Consider the following 16,779-nt stretch of genomic DNA (forward strand, 5'->3'; position numbering starts at 1 on the left):
CGGGGCTCACCTCTTCCCATTCCGAACAGAGAAGTTAAGCCCGTTAGCGCAGATGGTACTGCATCTCGTGGGAGAGTATGTCGCCGCCTTTTTTTAGAACCCTTCATCATGAATTTGATGAAGGGTTTTTTTATGCGCTAAAGTTAAATAAAACCTGAATGTCAGCTCCCCTCCCTCATAGGGAGGGGTGTCCGCAGGACGGGGAGGGTCAGGCTTCCACAGATTCTGTAATTAACTACAATATCTAACCCTGTCAGGGGTTTGGAACCCTTACAGGGTTGCTAAGGTGCAGGCTTAATAATCTTCTATTAAATAATAATCCGTCATGCACCACCCCGTCTCCACCTCCCGGCGGATCCACCCCTCCTCAGAAAGGAGGGGAACACTAAACCAGGAGACATTTATAGAATGCGCTGGCGCGGATTGCAATCCCATACCGACTCTAAACAGAAAAACCGGCACTGTCCCCTACATCAGTACCGGTTTCAAACCAATCTAAATAACTGGTTTATTTTACTGAAAACTCTTTGTAATAGTTATCAATTAAAATTTCACCATTACTGTCGTAATAGGAAACTTCCGATACTAAGGCATATGTGCCTGGCTTTAATACAGCCTGGAAATAGGTTCTTCCTCCCTTTTTAAGTTCCTGGGTGCCTCCAAGGAAGCTAAAACCATCAGGAGCCGGTGTCATAAAACCTTCTTTTTCAAATCCTATAATGTTCGCCCAGTGCATCCATTTCTTTAATTCTTCTCTATTTGCTGCGTCCGGATCTTCTATTTTTACAAGGTGAACATCGGCATCACTACCGGCTGCGAAATCAACAGAGAAAGTATGTTGTCCGGGTCTTCTGATCTCATCTTCCAGGTGCAATCCAAATTCATCAATGCTTATTGAGATATCTGCTTTTGGTTCTTTGGACCTGGACTCCACTTCGGTCACTGTCATTTGATCTACCATACCAGCCACGGAGTGGAAATCTCCATTAGGCATTTTTACATAACATTCAATAATATAATTTCCCGGTTCCAGATTCACAGAGGTTACTGTTGATTCTCCGGCATCTATGAGTCCGGATCCTCCAGTGTTATAAGCTTTAGTAAAAAACCAAAGAGAGATCCCGTGATCTTCTGCAGGAGCTCCCGCACGCCAGGTATTGAGCCAGGAGTTAAAGGGATTGGTGACTTGAAGACTATATTCTTCTAAAGTGACATCATCGGGAATTTTTACCAGAATAAAAAAATGTGGAGCATCACTTTTATTCATATAAGTAAAAGTTGTCCACCCCGAAGGAATTTCATCAGGGGCGTCAAAATTCATTCCTGTCGAAGTTATTTTTACTGTATTAAATGATTTTAAACTGGCATCTGCCACCTCTATGTGAGAAGTGCTGATTTCATCTTTTTCGCAACTCATGCTGAAAAGACCCAGGAATAAACATGTAATTATTTTTCCGTAGAAGCTTTCTAGTACTTTTAATTGTCTCATGATCAAATGTTTTAAATGGTTAATGAGCTAAAAGTACAGGTAACCCCGGAGTTTCTGTTTTACGGATTTATAAATGGTTCACCGGAATTCATAACCGGTTATACTGCAGGATATACCTAAAATTCTACCGATTGTATTAAAGAATTTACCAATCATAAAGTCAAAGCTTCATTTTACATTCTTTTTTGTAATTTAAATTGCAATCTTTTCCTATGATACGAGCCGTAATTGTTGATGATGAAGTAAGCGCCATAAAAAGCCTGCAATGGGAGATCAATGCATTTTGTCCCTGGATCGAGGTTTGCGCTACTTATTTCGCTCCGCAGGAAGCTGTAAAAGGTATTGAACTTATAAAACCCGATTGCGTATTTCTTGATATTGAAATGCCTCACATGGACGGTTTTCAGCTCCTAAACAGCTTAAAATTCAGAAATTTTGAATTGATCTTTACTACTGCCTACGACAATTATGCTTTACAGGCTTTTAGAGAGAACGCTGTGGATTATCTTCTAAAACCTATAGATTCTGATGATCTCCAGATTGCTGCGGAAAGGGTTTTGGACCGAAAAAAGAATAACCGGCTGGGGGAACAACTTCGCCTTTTAATGCAGGACATGAGGAAGCAACCTGTTTCAAAAAGGATCCCGCTTTCATTTGTAGATAAAACCATCTACGTTTCAAGCGAAAATATCATTTATTGTAAATCTGACGGAAACTATACGGAAATATTTATGGAAGACGGAAAGAAGGAAGTGTTGTCCAAGAAGATAAAGGAAGTGGAGGCGCTGATAGATAATTCTTCTTTTTATAGAGTACATCACTCATTTTTGGTCAACCTTGGCTGTGTGACCGAATTTGTAAAAAGTGACGGCCAGTATTTGATCCTCAAAGATGGGTCAAGCATTCCGGTTTCCCGCTCAAAAAAGGCACATTTGCTCGAACTCCTTGGAACCTGAATCATTGGAAGAAGTAATAGATATCTTAAGTCAACCCTTTAGAAGTGGCCTTCTTACTTTTTTTGCAGGCGTACTTTCGATTCTGGCAGTCTACCATTTCCTTCTTTATTTTCAGCAAAAGGTAATACCCTATCTCTTTTACAGTCTATATCTTTTTCTGGTCTTGCTTTCAATCTTCAGGTTTAGTAGTGGACGATATCATGAATTCTACCTAAATCATTTTCAGGAATTTATGTATCTCCTTACCGAGCTTACTTTTGTTGTCTATCTTCTCTTTGCCTACAGCTTTCTGGAAATGAAAAAACATGAACCGCGCTGGAACAAATATGTTATGCGCGCCAACTTCATATTTCTGGGTATAGCCATCTCAGTTCACCTTCTGTCTTATTTCATGGGAGGTGTTTATTTAAGGTCTTTAGGCTACAACTTTTTTCTCATTTATATGCCTATTCTTGCCGTACTGGCGTATTACCCTATCTTAAAAAGGAAAATTCCTTTAAGATTTTACCTGATCATTGGTTCCTTGATTTTATTTCTTGGATGGCTGGGTCCTGTATTGGTTTATCAGCTCAACCTGGGGAGGGATAATTTTAGAATTGCTTCGGGATTCTTTCTTTTGGCAGGAATTTTTGAAAATCTGCTCTTTTCTTTAGGGCTGGGGCACAAACAGAAATTGTTGCTGCAGGAAAACAGACTGGCAAAACTTGCCTTAATAAAACAGAATGAAGAAAATGAAAAACTTAGACTTAAGGTGCAGCAAAAACTGGAAGCTAATGTCCAAACCTTGAGCAAACAGGCGGAAAGAGATAAAATTGAAAAATTAACTGCTCAATACGAGAGAGAATTGGCAGAATTAAAGGTTAATTTTCTGCGCAGCCAGATGAATCCGCATTTCATTTTTAATTCCCTCAACAGCATCAAACTTTATATTATCAATAATGAAAAAGAGCATGCTGTTTACTATCTCAACAAGTTTTCAAAGTTTATAAGAAAAGTGCTGGATGCCACCAGGGAGAAAATATCTTCTCTGGCAGAAGAATTGGAAACTATTCAGCTTTATGTGAATATTGAGAACATCAGGTTTGACAATCAGATTGATTTTGATGTAAAGATCGGGGACGGGGTTGACCTGCAGGGGATAAAGGTACCTTCTCTTATTCTGCAGTCTTTTGTTGAAAATGCGATTTGGCACGGCCTTTCTCCTGTTGACCGGAAGCAGCTCAGTATTCTTGTGGAAAGGGAAGGGGCAAAGGAAATTACAATAGCAATTGAAGACAACGGTATCGGCATGAAAAGATCAAAAGAAATAAATCGGCAAAAGTTCCATCAAAGAAGATCTGTAGGCTTACAGATCACACGGGAAAGGCTCCAGATATTCTATAAAGATTATGCCGGAAAATATTCTCTGAATCATACAGAAATTCATCCGGGAAAAGAGTATCCCGGAACCCGGGTTGAGTTGCGGATTCCCCTGATGTAGAACTACTGCTCAATAAAATCCCTGTACTCCAAAAAGAAGCTTTCCAGCGCTTCCATTTTTGCGGCTAGCCATTCCTGTACCTCCGGCCAATCTTTTTTATTGTGAATATTCACTCCTTCCCTGGTGACATAGACACGGGAGATAAATTTCCCGTTTTCCAGTTCGTAGGCTTCAGCAAAAACAACATCAGGAAGAAATTCTTCTTTTAAAATATTTTGAAGGCTCTGAAGTTTTTCAAAATAGTATAGTCTCATGATCTCATCAGTGGCATCGAGGTCTATAGAAACTTCAGCAATTCTTCGGGTAAAAGTAAACTTTAGGGAAAAATCCTTGATTCGGGTGTTATACAAAAGCCACTTCCGCGGATAATTTTTTCCGAAGCTGGTCCAGAATTCCTGACGGATCTTTTTGCTTTCCTCCCTGCTGAACATGCTACATCAAATAAGCTAAAATTATTCCCAGAACTACCACTGCCAGTTTAGAGGCATTGAAACTATGGTTTTTGGAGGCTTCAAATAATATAGTTGTAGATACATGCAGAAAAATCCCTATAACGGCTGCATTGATATATGCCGAAACAGGTTCCCCTATTTCATAAACCGAATTGATCCAGCTGCCCAGCGGTGTCATTAAGGCAAAGATGCCAAGGAATAAAAAAGACTTGAATTTTCCTATTTTGGAGTGGAGAAGGAATGTCGCCAATATTGCCGCTACCGGAATTTTATGAATTACCACCCCGTGTAAAAGATCATCACTGCTTTGTAGCGGAAAACCTTCCAACAACGCGTGGAGGGACAGGCTAAACAGCAGCAGGAACGGAAATTTAACCCTATCCTCATGATGGTGCATATGCCCGTGTTCAACTCCCTTGGAAAGAAATTCCAGGAAGATCTGCAACAGCAAACCGGCCATGATAAAGATCCCTACTTCCTCAACACCCGAACTGTAGACATTTGGGAATAATTCAAAGACGGTAACCGCAAGTAAATACGCCCCGCTAAATGAAAGGAGTAACTGGAATCCTGTAGAGGATCCGGGTTTCATAAACAGGGAGATTACATATCCTATAGCAACGGCAAGGAACGGAAGGATATATAACATTACCTAAACACCAGGATTAAACGGTCGGAATTTTTCTCGTCGTAAGGCTGCAATTGATAATTTCCGAAGGTATGCACCAGCTCGATTCCGGCTTTTTCAAAGTAATAAAGAAATTTCTCCAGGCTTAGCGCCTTAACCTTTTCGGTATAGGAATGCTCTTCCCCTTCATCTTCAAATTCTATGTCTTTGAGAATAAATCCATCTTCAACCCTTCTGGTAATATGGAAATCGATATTCTTTACAGTCTTGACTTCTGAAGGTACCAGGTTCTCGATCACCTTTTTTACATTCATGAAATCAATGACTCCCCAGCCTCCTTCTTTTATTTCCTCTTTAATTGCAGCAATGCTTTCCCTGTTTTCCCTTTCATCATCAAAATAGCCCAGACTTGTAAAAAGATTGAAGACGGCATCAAATTTTTGCCCCAATGGTTTACACATACAGTGGGTGTCAAAGTGCAGGGTCTCGTTCTCAAACTGTTTGGCATACGCAATGCTGTTAGCAGAAAGATCTACCCCGGTGACATCAAATCCCAGTTTGTTGAGATAAACAGAGTGTCTTCCCTTCCCGCAAGCGAGATCCAGAATATCGGCTCCCTGTGGAAGGTCTAAAAAATTCACCAGATTTTGCATGAACTCCTGTGCCTCTTCGTCGCCCCGGTTTTTGTATAGAATATGATAGTACGGAGTGTCAAACCATGAAGAAAACCACTTATTTGCTGCTAATTCCATATCGTGCAAAATTAATGTATTTTTGTCTCTCACAGAATATAACAAATGGGAAATAATTTTAAAATGGTGGCCAAAACACTTTTTGGCTTTGAACCCTTGCTTGCCAAAGAATTAAGGAATTTAGGAGCGATAGACGTAAAAGAAGGAGTGCGTTCTGTGTCATTTTACGGGGATAAAGGTTTTATGTATAAAGCCAACCTTTCCCTTCGCACGGCAATTAAGGTGCTAAAACCCATAAATTCCTTTAAGATCTTTTCTGAAGAGGATCTGTACCGGGAGATCAACACGATGGCCTGGGAAGACTATCTTGATAACAATCAAACCCTCGCGGTTGATGCTACCGTACATTCAGAAAAATTTACCCATTCCCAGTATATCGCGCTTAAAACCAAAGACGCCATAGTAGACAGATTCAGAGACCGTACCGGGCAACGCCCCAGTGTAGATCTGGACTATCCCAATTTGAGGATCAATATTCATATCGAAAAAGAATTTTGTACTGTTTCCCTGGATAGTTCCGGACAGTCTTTGCACAAACGCGGATATAAGCTCGCCACTAATATTGCACCTATTAATGAAGTGCTGGCTGCAGGAATGCTTCTGCATTCAGGTTGGGACGGGCAATGTGATTTCATGGATCCCATGTGTGGTAGTGGCACCATTCTTATCGAAGCTGCTATGATCGCCTGTAACATTCCGCCTAACCTTAACCGCAAGGAATTCGGATTTGAAAAATGGAAAGACTGGGATGAAGATCTTTTTGAAAAGATCCAGGAGTCGGTATTAAAAAAGGCAAGGGACTTCCACTTTACCATCAAAGGTTACGACAAAGCTCCTTCTGCGGTACAAAAAGCAAAGGATAATATTGATAATGCCAATCTTTCTGAATTTATTTCTGTAGAACATGAAGATTTCTTCAAGACTGAAAAGCAAACCGAACGGCATCTGCACATGGTCTTTAATCCGCCATATGGTGAAAGGCTGAACATCGATATGCCTGAATTTTATAAAGCTATTGGAGATACCCTGAAGCAAAATTATCCCGGCACCCATGCCTGGTTCATCACATCTAATCTTGATGCCATAAAACATGTGGGGTTAAGGCCATCCAGAAAGATCAAACTTTTTAATGGTTCTTTAGAATCGAAACTGCTAAAGTACGAGATCTACGAAGGCTCCAAAAAAGCAAAAAATCAGGAAGCTTAATTATTTCTTGTAGAAGGGCAGGAGGTAGGAAATGGAATATCCATAGCCCACGCCCCAGTTGCTGTCATCGTAGGTCCTGTTGAAGCCGGGAATATAGAGATTATCAAAATTGGTAGGCTGGGTTTCGTTCACCATCCGCTTTAGCTGCACATGGGTTCCCAGGTAAACATTATTAAGAACTTCTACTTTAATTCCCAGTTGTAGTTCCACCCAACCGGCAGTAAGGTTATTGAATTCCCTGCCTTCTGTACGAATATCTGGTTCAAAATAGGGATCTGTAGTGTAGATAGAAAATTCCTGCAGTTCTGAAGAAAAAGTCGCGAATCCATATCGGAGTCCTACGAAAATAAGATTTTGCATTCCTGCCCAATTCTTATAAACATTATAATTTGCTCCCAGTTTAATATAACTTCCCTTTGCAGAGGCTGTTACATTAGGTTCGGCTATTACATTTTGCTCATTTCCCAGTTCTCCGGCTAAATATATATTCTCGTACAATCTGTAATCTCCCTTTAATTCCAGCCCCTGGTATTCTTCCTCTATAAAGCTTCGTACGGGTTTTGTGAGGTCAATACCCAGCCTTAATCCAAATTTTTCGCGGGTATCTATAGTATCTGTCTGTGCCTGTTGACCCAAAACTACAGAAGAATGAAACGAAATACTAATGAGTAAAAGAAATATGTGCTTCTGTTTCATTTTCTATGTTCTGTTGTAAAATTGATGTTGAAAGAATCCAGTTGTCGTCTTCCCCTTGTACAGAAACGTCAATGTTGCCGTAATTGATTCTGAAGCCACAGGCCCGGTTGATATATTCAGGATTTGGAGAGTAGCGGAAGGTGACTACATCTTCATTCTCATCCTCCTCGCCGCTGTTGTAGGTGAAAGTATATTCTGTAAAGTTTTGATCTGTCCTTAGCGGAATGGAAATAGAGTTGGTGGTTTCAGGCCCAAAATAGATCTCTTCCATTCCAGATGCCTGCACCCTAAGATCCTGAACTGCCTTAAGCCGCCCAGGATTCTGGCTGTCGTAAAATTCAATGACCAGCAGGGGAGTGGTTGCAGTTCCTGCAGGACAAATATCATCTTTTTGACACCCCTGAAGCAGGAAAAAAAAGACCCCTAAAAAAAGCCATTTTTGGATGTAGTTCATATTCTTCTTTCTAAACATACCACGTTCTCTACATGAAAAGTCTGTGGAAACATATCAACGGCCTGAGTTCTGGTCACCTTGTAATGTTCATCAAGTAAAGCCAAATCCCGTGCCTGCGTAGCCGAATTACAGCTCACGTATACGATTCGCTGAGGCAAGATACCAATTATTTGCGCAACCACATCCTTGTGCATCCCATCCCGTGGGGGATCTGTAATGATTACATCCGGGTGCCCGTGCTGCTTAATGAATTCGGCAGTGAACACCTTTTTCATGTCCCCAACATAGAATTCAGTGTTGGTGATATTGTTGTTTCGGGCATTTTCTTTCGCGTCTTCAATAGCTTCAGGCACCGCCTCGACTCCTATAACCTTTTTGGCCTTTGCGGCCACAAACTGGGCAATTGTTCCGGTACCGGTATAAAGGTCATACACGAGTTCACTTCCGGTAAGACCGGCAAAATCGCGGGTGATCTTGTAAAGATTATACGCCTGTTCTGAATTGGTTTGGTAAAAGGATTTAGCATTGATCTTGAACTTAAGACCTTCCATTTCCTCAAAAATATGATCCTTCCCTTTGTAGCAGATCACTTCCTGATCATAGATAGTATCATTTCCTTTAGGATTGATCACGTATTGAAGGCTGGTGATCTCAGGGAATTCTTCAGCAATAAAATTCAGGAGCAATTCCCTCTTTTCCCTGTTCTCCTCAAAAAACTGAATCAACACCATGATTTCTCCCGTAGATGAAGTCCTTATCATGAGGGTTCGCAGCATTCCTCTTTGATCCCTTGTGTTGAAAAACGGAATATCATTAGCAATGGCAAATTGCTTTACACTGTTCCTTATTCCGTTACTTGGTGCCTGCTGCAGGTGACATTCCTTAATGTCCAGGATCTTATCCCACATTCCGGGTATATGAAATCCAAGGGCATTACGGTCTTCTATATCTCTGCCGCTCGATATCTCTTCCTGTGTCAACCAGCGGCTATCGCTAAAGGAAAATTCCATTTTGTTACGGTAAAAATAGATCGCTTGGCTACCTAAAATAGGAGTGACTTCGGGAAGTTCTACTTTTCCCAGGCGGGTAAGATTGTTCACCACCTCTTTTTCTTTATAGTAAAGCTGGTGCTTATAATCCATAAACTGCCATTTGCAGCCTCCGCACACGCTAAAATGTATGCAGGGAGGTTCAACTCTCTTATCTGAATATTCATGGAACCTGGTAGCAGTACCTTCGTAAAAAGCTTTTTTTCGCTTTGTGGTCTGCACATCCACAACATCACCAGGTACTGCATTACCAATAAAGATCACCTTTCCATCGGGGGCTTTGGCAATACTCTTTCCTTTTGCCCCGGCGTCAATCACCTTTACCTCTTTAAATTCTAAATTTCTGTTCTTTCTTGCCATGCCGCAAAAATAGGATAAATGCCAAGAATTATTGGGCGCAGGCTTTAAAAAATCAGGAAACATTTAGTAATTTGCGGCTTCTGAATTCGGGATGATTTCTCTCCCTGAATACCATTGAACCGGTACTTCCTTAAAGCAGGAATTTCTTTTTAGTAACAGGTAAAAATTAATTACATGAAAGTTTCAGAAAAAATCTCTTCCCGGGAAGCAATAGCATTAGAAGATAAGCACGGTGCACACAATTATCACCCTTTGCCCGTAGTTCTTGAACGCGGGGAAGGTGTTTATGTTTGGGATGTGGAAGGCAAAAAATATTTCGATTTCTTATCGGCATATTCAGCCGTGAATCAGGGGCATTGCCACCCAAAGATCGTAGGTGCAATGCATGAGCAGGCTCAAAAACTCACACTTACTTCGAGAGCCTTTCATAATGACATTTTAGGGAAGTACGAAAAATATGCGACAGAATATTTTGGTTTTGATAAGCTTCTCCCAATGAACACCGGGGCCGAGGCTGTTGAAACTGCTATCAAACTTGCCCGTAAATGGGCCTATGAACGCAAAGGAGTAGAGGAGACCGAGGCGCAGATCATCGTGTGTGAAAATAATTTCCACGGAAGGACTACCACCATTATTTCCTTTTCAAACGATGAAGGCGCCCGAAAGAATTTTGGGCCCTACACCCCGGGATTCATCAAGATCCCTTATAACGATCCGGAAGCTCTTGAAGAAGCGCTCAAAAATAACGACAACATCGCCGGATTCCTGGTAGAACCTATTCAGGGAGAAGCAGGAGTTTACGTACCTGCCCAGGGTTTCCTTTCCCGCGCCAAGGAACTTTGTGAGCAGCATAATGTGCTTTTTATTGCAGATGAAGTACAAACCGGAATTGCCCGTACAGGGAAATTACTGGCTGTAGATCATGAGAATGTGAAGCCCGATGTATTGATCCTCGGAAAAGCAATTTCCGGCGGAGTTTATCCTGTTTCGGCAGTGTTGGCCAATGATGACATAATGAATGTGATCAAACCGGGCCAGCATGGATCTACCTTTGGTGGAAATCCTGTTGCCTGCGCCGTAGCAATGGCCGCTCTTGATGTGATCAAAGACGAGAATTTAGCCGAAAATGCTGAAAGATTAGGGAATCTATTCCGCAGAAAAATGGATGACTACATTCGAAGTTCCAACATTGTCACTTTGGTGAGAGGAAAAGGTTTGCTGAACGCGATTGTGATCAATGATTCCGAAGACAGCTCCACAGCCTGGGACATTTGTATGAAACTTAAGGAAAATGGATTGCTGGCAAAACCAACCCATGGGAATATCATCAGATTTGCTCCGCCGTTGGTAATGAATGAAGAGCAGTTGCTGGAATGTGTGTCGATTATTGAAAAGACCCTCAGGGAATTTGAAAAATAATTTCTGAATACCAAGAATAAAACAGGGGCGAAAAATAACATTTTTCGCCCCTGTTTTTTATTGAGGTCACACTAATCACTGATGTTGATCCATGATCACTAACCTTCGTAAGTTTGAATAGATTCCATCATCATTTCCTGCATACCATCCCAGCCGTAAAGAATTATAAGCACAATGTTAATCACCAGGTAAATCGCGGAAAGGATGATCCCTATTATAGCCAGGATCCTTCCGGTTTTTACATTGTTGTAACCGGAATACATGTCTGGTTCTGCCATATAGATCTCTTTGGCCTTTTTGGCCATCACCAGGGCGATGATCCCAAAGATAAGTCCTAGAATTCCCCAGCAACAGCAGGTAATGATTGAAAGAATTCCGAAAATCAGGATGAGGGTTGAATTTGGTAAAGTTGGTTTTTCCATAAATATTAAAATTGGTTAGTTGATCAAAAAGCTCATTTTATAGAAGTAGGCACCAATGATGATCACGGCATTGAGAACAATAAGCCCCACCTTGACATACCAGTCGCCTTTGAATTTGAAAAATAGATTGGTGAAAACAAACAAGAGTAAGAGAAAAATGGTGTAGATAGCGGGAAACATTTTGAAGGCCGCCACAAATTCTCCCTGAAAGACCATTACAAAAGCCCGCTGTGCCCCGCAACCCAGGCAGTCGAACCCAAAAAGTTGCTTGTTAAGACAGGGAAGCATGAATTCTTCCATAGTTATCAATTATAAACAGAGATCTTTTTAGTGATTTTTTTATTATCCGTTCCGGTCACTTTCACAATATAAACAGCATTTGCCCAATGTCCCGTAGCAATACTTATGGATCTTGAGTTGTCAAAATTCGTTCTGTAAAGCATTCTTTTTCCCTGCATATCAAAAATTCCTACCGATTTAACAGGGAAATGATCATTGCCAATGATCTCAAGTTCTCCCAGCTTATTATTTTGAACAATTTCAAATTTTACCGGTATTGCTTCCTCTTCAAAAAATACCTGCGGCAACTGTTCCTGCGGCACTTTTTCGGCAAAAGCAAGTTTGAATCTTCCGTGGAATGTTCCCGGTTGCAGCTCTAAAGTATAACCTTCTTCTTTAATAGAAAAATAATCATTCGTTTGAGTGTCTAAAATAAAAAGATTATTAATATCAATATTTTCTGAAAAACCTTCCGAAAATGTGATTTTTGACTGCTGTGTTTCGACTTTTAGAAACAGGGGAATCTCTGCGGAAGGGTCGTGTGGTCGCACATCTATTACATAACTGCTCTCGTCCTGAAGCCATCCCACATCTGTTGGCGCTATTTCAAAAGCTTCGGCATCCATTCCTGCATCGATTTCCGCGGTTGCTTCATTCCAGAATGCCACAGTCAGCTTGCGTTCATACTCATCATTTACGGAAATTTTGAGTTGGATCTTTGGTATCACCAGAGGAGCTTGTCCAATACTGTGTTTTTTATGAGCTGCTTCCGACAATTTATCCTTAGCAGATCCTTCCTCTTTCTGAAAGCTGCGATGGGCATTCCGAAAAATTACTTTTCCCGTTTCCGCTCCCTGCAGCATAAATCCGCGGCCAACCTGCAGGTATCTCGGATTGAAATGCCTGCCTCTCCCTTCTTCTTCTCCGGTGCCCACTTTTTTGAAAATGGGAGCTTCATAGACTCCGGTGGTGCAAGGGTCGACAGGACTGTAAGCTCCATAGCCGCCAATATAATCTTCAAGATAGTGAGAACTTCCGTTTTCTTTGGAATCCCAGAAATAGGCGATTCCTGTAGTGACATTATGCCGCTCCAGGTCACTGTAGCAATGTGTCTTTAAAGTACCTGCGCCTGAGTTTTCCAAAAGAAAGATGCTCAGATCGAGCGCAGAGGGATAGGGATTTCCCACCAAAACAAAATTACCGGCTGTTACGGGAACTTCTATTACCCCCGAATTTGGTTTTCCACGGAAGTCATAGCGTTGCGCATTGCCGGGGTTATTTACTTCCCCCTCGGCAAGAGTTCCGTCCATGCCATCTGTTCCTTTCATCGTGAATCCGTGGCCCGGAGGAATTGCTGTATTTCCACCCACAAAATTCCAGTTGGAATAGCTATCACCAGTAAAAGTATAGATCCATCGGGTGGCGATGGTAAGTGGATTGGCTGCTCCGTTCAAGGCTGATGTTTGTTGGGCAGGATTGCTTTTGATCTCTGCCTGAGGAGTATGTAATAAAGAGGTACCAAAAAGGCCATTTTCGGGAGCGCCTACAGGAGCACTCCAGTAATTATAATCATAAGCATTGGTACTGCCTCTTTGGAATATGGAAATGCTGCCATTCCCGGAATTCATGGCGTATGATCCTTCTCCCTGCAGCAGCTGGGCGTTTTTCCTGAGGTAAATGGATGCTTCACTCCCCACCGCCTGATTCTTCACCAGATGTATATTCTTCTGAACAAAAAGCAGATCCTCTCTTACAAAGAGATAGTTACTTTTAATTCCGTCTTTTGAGGGTGTAACCGATAGTTGGGCAAAACTGTTTTGCAAAGCAAATAAAAGAGCAGTAATTATTAAATATCCTCGCATTTTCCCGAAATTCGCAGTTGATTACATCAAGTTACTATTCTTTTTTAGTTTTAATTCATTGGTAAACAAATAATTATGAAAAAACCATCTTCGCAATTCTGGAATTCTTTGTTCATAGTAGTGGGTGGTGCGATCCTGCTTTTTGAAATCTCGGGAGAAGAGAGGAATGTTTATGCAATGATCCTGGGGCTGGTCCTCCTTATGTTTGGGCTGTACCGGGCAACAAATTTTTGGGTAGAAACAAAAGATGATCATAAGAAAGACCAGGAGGAAGAGGAGATCAACAATAACAATAAGAAAGATGTTTAAACCCGGAGATAAAGTTGCAGTCCTTGATGAAGACCTGGAAGGGAAAGTGCTTCAGGTAAATCATTCTGAAGTAGAAATAGAAACTACAGAGGGCTTTGTGCTCAGTTTTCCGGCAGGAGACCTTGTGAAAATAGGTTCCTCTTTACCAAATATTCTGCCCGATGATGTAAGTGATCTAAATGAAGTGATCAAACAAAAAGAGGCCTCAAAAAAGCGAAAATCAGTACGTATCAAACCAAAAGAGCGCAACCTGCCTCCTATGGAAGTAGATCTGCATATTGGAAAACTGGTACCAAGAAGTGGCGGATTATCAAACTATGACATCTTAACCATTCAAATGGATACAGCAAAACGGCAGCTGGAATTCGCTATGAGCAAGAGGATCCAAAAGGTGGTTTTTATCCATGGTGTCGGGGAAGGAGTCCTTAAAGCAGAGCTTGAAACCCTGTTCAACCGGTACGATAATGTCAAATTTTACGACGCAGATTACCAGAAATACGGCTTAGGAGCTACTGAAGTATATATTTTTCAGAACTATTAAAAGGTATTATTAGCTTTCTTCAGCCACGAATACACGAATTTTTTTGAGTATAGAATAGAATATTGAGAGTAAAAATAAACTAATCACTGATCACTGACCACTGACCACTGATCACTAATCTTAATTACCTCCGGTTTCCTCTTCGTTTTCTTCATCCTCATCGCCACCCGAAGGATCAATGATGACACTTTGAGAGGGAGAGTTTAGAAAACCCAGTTCATAATCCTGAAGCCTTATTTGTTCTCCATCTCCTCCCTGGTTCACCAGGGTAAGGTTTCTTGCAGTAACCAAATATCTAAAGGACCGGGAAATAGCATTTTCACGCGAGCCGGTAACTTCAAATGAGTCAGTGATCTCGGGGTTTAAATAATGAGGTAGACCATCGTCGTTCCGGTTATCTTCAGGATTAAGATTCCCATCCCAGTCCTCATTTCTTGTAGGAACTCCGTCATTATCATCATCGGCATCAAGATAATCAGGTGTGTTATCTCCGTCTGAATCCGGGTAACCATTTGCTGAATTTTCTGCTTCAACTTTTATCTCTACACGGGTAAGGATATTATCACCGTCATCATCAATGTCCAGATAATCGGGAATTCCATCGTTGTCGGTGTCTCTCTCCTGGTTCATGCCTTCATCTGCAGAAAGAACTCCGTCACCATCATGATCTGTCGCGGTGGTCAGGGTGGAAGTGATCACCACTTCCCCGCCGGTAGTACTGCGATATTCTTCGGTCACCCGGGGTGATACAGGGGGGATTTCATTACAGAAGTAGGAATTGCTCACTTCTCCGTCAAAAACGCGGTAAATAAGCTGGTTTGTTTCATTGATGGGAATGATGATCTCTTCTTCTTCAGTAGCGAAAAATCCGGTTTCTGGCGTATTATAATTGAACCTAAAAGCAATTGCTTCATTCACGCCGGTGTTGTTGATCTTGAACAACACGTGAGCCTCGTCATCTCCACATCGCTGTAGCTGCGGATTCTCAAAATTAAAATCGGTAACAATGATCTCCCCGTCATCACACGAAAATAAAATGGAGGCAGCAAATATAAGGCTCAGGACTTTTCTCATAAGGAGGGTTTTCAGCAAAATTAAAAGTAATATATAATTTAAGAGAGACTTCATTAAATTATTTTAAATCTCCTATTTTTGTACACCATGAAAAAAGTCTACTTTGATAACGCCGCAACCACTCAGATTCGTGAGGAAGTGGTGGATAAAATGGCAGTTGTAATGAAGGAGGTCTACGGGAATCCTTCTTCAACTCATGCCTTTGGCCGCAGTGCAAAAACTCTGATTGAGCAGGCAAGAAAATCTGTCGCAAAAATTCTTAATGTTGCTGCTTCTGAGATCATCTTTACTTCGGGTGGGACTGAAGCCGATAACCTTATATTAAATTCAGCCGTGCGGGATCTTGGGGTTAAGCGCATCATCACATCAAAAATTGAGCATCACGCGGTGCTTTACACGTTGAATAAGCTGCACGAAGTATTTGGCGTGGAGCTTCTTTACGTGAATCTCGATGACTGCGGAAAAGTGGACCTGGAGCACCTGCAGGAGCTACTGAAGCAAAGCGACCAGAAGACCCTGGTGAGCCTCATGCATGTTAACAATGAAGTTGGAAATTTACTGGATATCAAAAAAACCGGAGAGATCTGTAAAGCTCATGACGCTTTATTTCATTCAGATACTGTGCAGTCAATTGGTCATTATGAACTTGACCTTTCCCAGATCAAGGTAGATTTTACAGCGGTTAGCGCCCATAAATTCCATGGACCTAAAGGGGTTGGTTTTGCTTACATCAGAAAAAACAGCGGACTGCAGCCACTCATTTTTGGAGGGGAACAGGAACGAGGGTTTAGAGCCGGAACTGAATCTGTTCATAACATTGTAGGTCTTGAGGAAGCTTTAAAGCTCGCATACCTGCATCTGGACGAAGAACGGGAGTATATTACCTCTTTAAAAAGGCATTTTAAAGACCTTCTTTCAAAAGAAATTCCTGAAGTAAAATTCAATGGAGATTGCGATGATTTTGAGAACAGTACCTATACTTTGCTGAATGTATGCCTGCCCATGAGCCAGGAGAAGGCTTTAATGCTGTTGTTCCAGCTGGACCTGCACGGCATCGCCTGTTCAAAAGGTAGCGCCTGCCAAAGTGGAAGTGATCAGGGTTCTCATGTCCTCAACGCTTTTCTATCTGAAGAAGACCTTAAAAAACCATCTTTACGGTTTTCCTTTTCCCATTATAACACCAAAGAAGAGGTGGAGTATGTCGTGGAGGTTTTGAAGGAATTTATGGAAAAGTAGTGTTCAGTGTTCGGTGCTCAGTATTCAGTTGTTTTTCACTTGGCTACTAAGATTTAGATAGCAACTATTTCTAAAGTTAGACTGATTGCCAACTGCAGACTCTTAACTGCGTACT

General features: G+C 41.5%; 18 protein-coding genes and 1 rRNA gene. 8 read left to right on the forward strand and 11 right to left on the reverse strand.

What is annotated here, in order from left to right; all coding sequences use genetic code 11:
- Window positions 1-92: ribosomal RNA gene (gene rrf / locus CRO16_RS07760) — 5S ribosomal RNA — on the forward strand; the annotation flags it as partial.
- A gap of 416 nt (window positions 93-508) precedes the next feature.
- Here the strand turns inward: rrf and CRO16_RS07765 are convergent.
- Window positions 509-1,489, reverse strand: a complete 981-nt coding sequence (locus tag CRO16_RS07765) for a hypothetical protein (RefSeq protein WP_097055828.1) — start codon at window positions 1,487-1,489, stop codon at window positions 509-511.
- Between the two features lie 212 nt (window positions 1,490-1,701).
- On the opposite strand from CRO16_RS07765, the gene CRO16_RS07770 reads away from it, so the two are divergent.
- Together CRO16_RS07770 and CRO16_RS07775 are read left to right on the forward strand one after the other, a co-directional pair.
- Complete coding sequence (locus tag CRO16_RS07770; protein ID WP_097055829.1) at window positions 1,702-2,445, forward strand: LytR/AlgR family response regulator transcription factor; 744 nt, start codon at window positions 1,702-1,704, stop codon at window positions 2,443-2,445.
- Between the two features lie 4 nt (window positions 2,446-2,449).
- Window positions 2,450-3,925: a sensor histidine kinase gene (locus tag CRO16_RS07775; protein WP_179670510.1), complete on the forward strand. Its 1,476-nt coding sequence runs from the start codon at window positions 2,450-2,452 to the stop codon at window positions 3,923-3,925.
- 2 nt (window positions 3,926-3,927) lie between these two features.
- Here CRO16_RS07775 and CRO16_RS07780 read toward each other — a convergent pair whose 3' ends face one another.
- Genes CRO16_RS07780 through CRO16_RS07790 form a run of 3 tightly spaced genes read right to left on the reverse strand, consistent with a single transcriptional unit; the run spans window position 3,928 to window position 5,757 of the window.
- Window positions 3,928-4,356 carry a DUF4268 domain-containing protein gene (locus tag CRO16_RS07780; protein ID WP_097055831.1) on the reverse strand — a complete coding sequence of 143 codons (429 nt, stop codon included), beginning with the start codon at window positions 4,354-4,356 and terminating at the stop codon, window positions 3,928-3,930.
- 1 nt (window position 4,357) lies between these two features.
- The gene (locus tag CRO16_RS07785; protein ID WP_097055832.1) at window positions 4,358-5,026 is read right to left on the reverse strand and encodes a ZIP family metal transporter; all 669 of its coding nucleotides are present in this window, start codon (window positions 5,024-5,026) and stop codon (window positions 4,358-4,360) included.
- Entirely contained in the window at window positions 5,026-5,757 is a 732-nt protein-coding gene (locus tag CRO16_RS07790) for a class I SAM-dependent methyltransferase (protein WP_097056427.1), read from the reverse strand. The genes CRO16_RS07785 and CRO16_RS07790 overlap by 1 nt, the downstream gene beginning before the upstream one ends.
- Window positions 5,758-5,802: 45 nt before the next feature.
- Here CRO16_RS07790 and CRO16_RS07795 point away from each other — a divergent pair, with 45 nt between their 5' ends.
- A complete protein-coding gene (locus CRO16_RS07795) occupies window positions 5,803-6,963 on the forward strand; it encodes a THUMP domain-containing class I SAM-dependent RNA methyltransferase (RefSeq protein ID WP_097055833.1) in 1,161 nt (386 codons plus the stop codon).
- Here the strand turns inward: CRO16_RS07795 and CRO16_RS07800 are convergent, their stop codons facing one another.
- From CRO16_RS07800 to rlmD, 3 genes are read right to left on the reverse strand one after another with little or no spacing between them, the layout of a single operon-like run.
- Window positions 6,964-7,659, reverse strand: coding sequence for a DUF6048 family protein (locus CRO16_RS07800; protein ID WP_097055834.1), 696 nt, complete (start codon window positions 7,657-7,659; stop codon window positions 6,964-6,966).
- Window positions 7,625-8,113, reverse strand: a complete 489-nt coding sequence (locus CRO16_RS07805) for a DUF6452 family protein (RefSeq protein WP_143544478.1) — start codon at window positions 8,111-8,113, stop codon at window positions 7,625-7,627. Before CRO16_RS07805 ends, CRO16_RS07800 begins: the two co-directional genes overlap by 35 nt.
- Window positions 8,110-9,522 (reverse strand): 23S rRNA (uracil(1939)-C(5))-methyltransferase RlmD, encoded by a 1,413-nt coding sequence (rlmD, locus tag CRO16_RS07810; protein ID WP_097055836.1) that lies wholly within the window; start codon window positions 9,520-9,522, stop codon window positions 8,110-8,112. The genes CRO16_RS07805 and rlmD overlap by 4 nt, the downstream gene beginning before the upstream one ends.
- Before the next feature lie 174 nt (window positions 9,523-9,696).
- On the opposite strand from rlmD, the gene rocD reads away from it, so the two are divergent.
- Window positions 9,697-10,941 carry an ornithine--oxo-acid transaminase gene (gene rocD / locus CRO16_RS07815; RefSeq protein WP_097055837.1) on the forward strand — a complete coding sequence of 415 codons (1,245 nt, stop codon included), beginning with the start codon at window positions 9,697-9,699 and terminating at the stop codon, window positions 10,939-10,941.
- A 98-nt stretch (window positions 10,942-11,039) separates the two neighbouring features.
- Here the strand turns inward: rocD and CRO16_RS07820 are convergent, their stop codons facing one another.
- From CRO16_RS07820 to CRO16_RS07830, 3 genes are read right to left on the reverse strand one after another with little or no spacing between them, the layout of a single operon-like run.
- Complete coding sequence (locus CRO16_RS07820) at window positions 11,040-11,363, reverse strand: CCC motif membrane protein (RefSeq protein WP_097055838.1); 324 nt, start codon at window positions 11,361-11,363, stop codon at window positions 11,040-11,042.
- A 15-nt stretch (window positions 11,364-11,378) separates the two neighbouring features.
- On the reverse strand, window positions 11,379-11,663 hold the full coding sequence (locus tag CRO16_RS07825) for a DUF2752 domain-containing protein (protein ID WP_097055839.1): 285 nt from the start codon (window positions 11,661-11,663) through the stop codon (window positions 11,379-11,381).
- 5 nt (window positions 11,664-11,668) lie between these two features.
- Complete coding sequence (locus CRO16_RS07830; protein WP_097055840.1) at window positions 11,669-13,504, reverse strand: T9SS type A sorting domain-containing protein; 1,836 nt, start codon at window positions 13,502-13,504, stop codon at window positions 11,669-11,671.
- Window positions 13,505-13,579: 75 nt separating this feature from the next.
- On the opposite strand from CRO16_RS07830, the gene CRO16_RS07835 reads away from it, so the two are divergent.
- Window positions 13,580-13,813: a hypothetical protein gene (locus tag CRO16_RS07835; RefSeq protein WP_097055841.1), complete on the forward strand. Its 234-nt coding sequence runs from the start codon at window positions 13,580-13,582 to the stop codon at window positions 13,811-13,813.
- Window positions 13,806-14,354 carry a Smr/MutS family protein gene (locus tag CRO16_RS07840; RefSeq protein ID WP_097055842.1) on the forward strand — a complete coding sequence of 183 codons (549 nt, stop codon included), beginning with the start codon at window positions 13,806-13,808 and terminating at the stop codon, window positions 14,352-14,354. Before CRO16_RS07835 ends, CRO16_RS07840 begins: the two co-directional genes overlap by 8 nt.
- A gap of 120 nt (window positions 14,355-14,474) precedes the next feature.
- Here the strand turns inward: CRO16_RS07840 and CRO16_RS07845 are convergent, their stop codons facing one another.
- Window positions 14,475-15,428, reverse strand: a complete 954-nt coding sequence (locus tag CRO16_RS07845) for a hypothetical protein (protein ID WP_097055843.1) — start codon at window positions 15,426-15,428, stop codon at window positions 14,475-14,477.
- An 87-nt stretch (window positions 15,429-15,515) separates the two neighbouring features.
- Here CRO16_RS07845 and CRO16_RS07850 point away from each other — a divergent pair, with 87 nt between their 5' ends.
- The gene (locus tag CRO16_RS07850) at window positions 15,516-16,664 is read left to right on the forward strand and encodes a cysteine desulfurase family protein (RefSeq protein WP_097055844.1); all 1,149 of its coding nucleotides are present in this window, start codon (window positions 15,516-15,518) and stop codon (window positions 16,662-16,664) included.
- Window positions 16,665-16,779: the final 115 nt, after the last annotated feature.

The organism is Salinimicrobium sediminis (assembly GCF_900215295.1).
Lineage (GTDB): Bacteria > Bacteroidota > Bacteroidia > Flavobacteriales > Flavobacteriaceae > Salinimicrobium > Salinimicrobium sediminis.